4 protein-coding genes are annotated in these 4,195 nt (G+C 67.6%); all 4 read right to left on the bottom strand.

What is annotated here, in order from left to right:
- Positions 1–164: 164 nt before the first annotated feature.
- Entirely contained in the window at positions 165–1,172 is a 1,008-nt protein-coding gene (locus ABD194_RS18735) for a glycoside hydrolase family 68 protein (RefSeq protein ID WP_343994302.1), read from the bottom strand.
- Between the two features lie 3 nt (positions 1,173–1,175).
- Complete coding sequence (locus tag ABD194_RS18730; RefSeq protein WP_343994300.1) at positions 1,176–2,129, bottom strand: carbohydrate ABC transporter permease; 954 nt, start codon at positions 2,127–2,129, stop codon at positions 1,176–1,178.
- Positions 2,126–3,061 (bottom strand): carbohydrate ABC transporter permease, encoded by a 936-nt coding sequence (locus ABD194_RS18725; RefSeq protein ID WP_425580027.1) that lies wholly within the window; start codon positions 3,059–3,061, stop codon positions 2,126–2,128. Before ABD194_RS18725 ends, ABD194_RS18730 begins: the two co-directional genes overlap by 4 nt.
- A 9-nt stretch (positions 3,062–3,070) precedes the next feature.
- Positions 3,071–4,195, bottom strand: a 1,125-nt coding sequence (locus ABD194_RS18720) for an ABC transporter substrate-binding protein (protein ID WP_343994298.1), incomplete at its 5' end; no start/stop codon positions are given.

The following is a 4,195-nucleotide window of genomic DNA, read 5'->3' as shown; positions in this document are numbered from 1 at the left end:
TCGAACGGAGGTCCGGAGTAGGTGCACGAACAGGTCCCCTGGCAGCACGAAGTGACTCGTGCGGTGTGGGGGGCATGTCCGTAGGAAGCCCGTCGGGCCGCAATGACACAGGAAGCCTAGTCATTGCGGCCCCCAAAACGCGGGAGGCGACAGCGCGCCGATGCTCAGTCCCCTGACGAACCAACCGAGGTCAGCGCCGGCGTGAGCGCGAAACGGTCGCCTTCCCAGGTGACGGCATACGGGTCGGTTATCTCGCCGACGAAGGCGCCGTCGCGGTCGTGGACGAAGGCGAGGAACTTCGTCTCCCCCGTCTCCCGGTCGGTGACGAACTTCCCGACGTAGAGCGAGGGGTCCTCGATGACCTGGGCGCCGGCGATGTCGTACGGCCCGAGCGGCCCTTCCGCCTCCGCGATCCACACCCCGCCGGTCACCCCACTCGAGCGCGCCGCCTCCGGCATGTCCCCGACGAGGCAGTTGAAGAGCAGCACCTGCCGGCCGTCCACGACGAACGGCTGCATCACCTCGAGCTGCCCGAAGCCCTGCCCCGGCGAGCTCAGCGGCGGCCGCAGCTCCCACGTCTCCAGGTCAGCAGACCACGCGTGCCCGACCACCCCGCGGTCCACCCGATCGGCAGGATCCCCAGCCGGACCGGAAGCCGACCGCGCCGTGATCAGCATGTGCCACCCATCCCCGTCCGGGTCGCGAAGAACCCACGGGTCGCGGAACGCCTCGTCGTGCCAGTTGCCCTCCGGCGGCGGCGCATACGTCTCGTAGATCTCCCCGTCCGCTTGCAGCACCGGCCCGGGCGCCTTGTGCCACTCGTAGAGGTCGGTCGAGACGGCATACCCGATGGACTGGCGGTTCGCGCCCGTCTCGGGGACGAGCGTCGAGCCGGTGTAGAACATGAACCACCGCCCGTCCGGGTGCCGCACGACCGACCCGGTCCACGTCGCGAGGTCGTCGAACGCCGGCGCGTCCGAGCGCACGAGCGCGTCCGTGACCCGCTCCCAGTTCGTGAGGTCCGACGACACCGCGTGCCCGACCGAGGCCCGGTAGTGCCGGGCGTGCGGGTCGTGCAGCGCCCGCGACGCGTAGAGGAAGAACAGGTGGTACTGCTCGCCGTCGTCGACGGTCCAGAAGTCCCACACCCACGCCTCGGGAAGCTTGAACACGACTCAGCCTTTCACGCCACTGCTGGCGATGGAGTTGATGAAGGACCGCTGGAAAGCCACGAACAACACCAGCACCGGCGCGGTGATCATCGACGCGTACGCCATGATCTGCCCCCACGAGGTGTTGAGCTGCTTGAAGTAGTCGATCCCCACCATGACCGGCCGCAGCTCCTCCGACTGCACCGACATCAGCGGCCAGAGGTACTGGTTCCACGTCGGCAGGAAGGTGAGGATCGCGACCGTCGCGACCGCCGGCCCCGACAGCGGCATGACGATGCTGCGGTAGATGCGGAACCACCCCGCGCCGTCGACCTTCGCCGCCTCGTCCAGCTCCTTCGGGATCGAGTCGAAGTACTGGTAGAAGAGGAAGATCGAGAACGCGTTCGCGATGAACGGCACGATCTGCACCTGGTAGGTGTCGAGCCACCCCTCGCTCAGCCCGTCCGGCCCGAGGAAGGGCAGCTTGTTGACCCACCAGAGCAGCGGCAGCGCCAGCGTCTCGAACGGCACGATGAGCGTCGCGAGGATGACCGCGAGCACGATGCCGGCGCCGCGGAAGCCGATCCGCGACAGGGCGAAGGCCGCCATCGAGTTGACGACGAGCCCGAGCACGACCGTCGTCACCGTGATGACCACCGAGTTGGTCAGGAACTGCGCGAAGGGCACCCGCCCGAAGACCCCGCTGTAGTTCTCGAGCGACAGGTCCCCGATCGGCGCGAACGCCTTCCAGCTGCCGAGGTCGCCGAAGATCTGCAGGTCCGGCTTGAAGCTGCTGACGAACATGAAGACCAGCGGCAGCCCGAAGACGAGGCACAGCACGAGCCGCAGCACCAGCCCGACGAGATGGCGTATGCCGTGTCGCCCGTCGCGCTTGCGGCGGCGCGGTGCCGTCGTGGCCGGGTCGAGGGCGGGGGTCGTCGGGTTCGGGGTCGGGTCGAGGGCGGTGGTGGTGCTCATCGGACGTCCTTGTCACGGGTGAGGAAGCGCTGGACGAGGGTGACGGCGAGGACGAGCACGAAGAAGGCGAGCGAGATCGCCGACGCGTAGCCCGTCTGCTGCTGCTGGAAGCCGGTGCGCACGGCCATGAGCACGACCGTCGAGGTCGAGTCGAGCGGGCCGCCCTGGGTCATGATGTTGACCTGCGTGAAGAGCGCGAAGGCCGAGATCGTGATCGTGATGAGGATGAAGGTCCGCGTCGCCCGCAGCCCCGGCCACGTGACGTAGCGGAACTTCTCCCACCGGCCGGCGCCGTCGAGCTCGGCCGCCTCGTAGAGCTCGCCCGGGATCGTCTGCAGCCCCGAGAGCCAGATGACCATGTGGAAGCCCATCGCCTGCCACGCCGACATGAGGATGATCGCGAGCAGCGCCGTCTTCGGGTCACCGAGCCAGTCCGGGCCCTCGATGCCGAACTTCAGCAGCACCTGGTTGATCAGGCCGTTCTTCTGGTACATGAACAGCCACAGCATCGACACGACGACCATCGAGGTCACGACCGGCAGGAAGTAGACGGTGCGGAAGAAGTTGACCCCGCGCATCTTCGCGTTGACGAGCAGCGCCAGGCCGAGCGCGCACGCCGACTGCACCGGCACGATGACCGCCGCGAAGATGATCGTGTTGCGCAGCGACTTCCAGAACGTCTCGTCCTCGAAGAGCCGCACGAAGTTGTCGGCCCCGATGAACTGGGCCGGCCGCGGCGAGACGAGCCGGGCGTCGGTGAAGGCGAGGCCGAAGGTCAGCCCGATCGGCACGAGCAGGAACGTGACGAGCAGGACCGCGGCGGGCGCCAGCATGAGCAGCGCTGTCGTGGTCGAGGAGCGAGAGCCCTTGATGGGAGTGCTCTTCGGCGCCGTCGCCACCGAGACCCTCTCGGCCGCAGTGATGGTGGTCATCTCAGTCGCTCACTGAAAGTAGCCGTTGGACTTCTGGTTGGCGTCGATGTCCTTGACCGCCTGGTCGAGCGACTGCTTGGGGTCGGCGCCGTTGAGGATGTCCTGCGCGGTCTTGGTGAACTCCGTCGCGATGAACGGATAGCCGGGCGTGACCGGCCGCAGCACGGCGAACTTCTTCGCGTAGTCGAGGAAGACCTGGTTCTCCCCGCCCTTCTCGTAGCCCTTGACCTGGGCTGCCGCGGCGTCGGTCGCGGGGATGTTCTGGGTGTCGCGGGCGACACTCGCGACGTACGTGTCCTGCGCGGCGAACTTCATGTAGTCCATGGCGCCGGCCTGGTCGGAGCAGCTCGTCGAGACGCCCCACTGCCACGAGCCGCCACCGATCTTCGGGCCGGTGCCGAGGTCCGGCGGCGGGAGGAAGAGGGCGTCCTTGCCGAACGCCTTGCGCGCGTCCACGGCGGTCCACGTGCCGTTGTAGAGCATCGCCGACTTGCCGCTCATGAAGTCCTTGGCCGGGTCGGCGCCGGACTTCAGCGGGATGAGCCCGTCGGTGACGAGGCTGCGGAACCACGTCGCCCACGCGACCGCCTTGGGCCCGTTGAGCACGCCGTCGGCGGACGTGTAGTCGGTGCGGTCGATGAGGTCGCCGCCGAAGCTCTGCAGCATCGGGGAGTACGCGTAGGGCCACCACTCGCCGGTCGCGCTCGTCGCGAGGTCGAGCGGGTGCTGGAAGTCGCCGGAGGCCTTGATCTTCCTCAGGGCCGCTTCGAACTCGTCCTTGGTCCACGGCTGGTCGACGGTCGGAACGCGGATGCCGTACTTGTCGAGGATCGTCTTGCGCGTGACCATGACGAGCGCGACGTCGTAGTAGCCGTAGGAGTAGGTCTGGTTGTCGTACTTCCCGAGCACCGTGGGCAGGAACTTCGAGAGCGTGCCGTCCAGGCCCTGCAGCGGGGCGAGGTAGCCGGCCCAGGCCCAGTTCGGCACGTTGGGGCCGTCGATGTCGAGGATGCACGGCAGCTTCTTGGAGGCTGCGGCCGCGACGACCGACTGGTTGTAGGAGTCCTGCGGGAAGGCCTGGATCTTGACCTTGTACTTCTTCTGGCTCGCGTTGTAGTCGTCGACGATCTTGGT

Source organism: Terrabacter terrae, from assembly GCF_039529575.1.
GTDB classification, from domain to species: domain Bacteria; phylum Actinomycetota; class Actinomycetes; order Actinomycetales; family Dermatophilaceae; genus Terrabacter; species Terrabacter terrae.
This window is presented reverse-complemented; position numbering and strand designations above follow the sequence as displayed.

Coding starts and splice junctions, on each gene's coding strand:
- ABD194_RS18725 (WP_425580027.1), bottom strand. CDS start 3,061: ATGACCACCATCACTGCGGCCGAGAGGGTCTCGGTGGCGACGGCGCCG.
- ABD194_RS18730 (WP_343994300.1), bottom strand. CDS start 2,129: ATGAGCACCACCACCGCCCTCGACCCGACCCCGAACCCGACGACCCCC.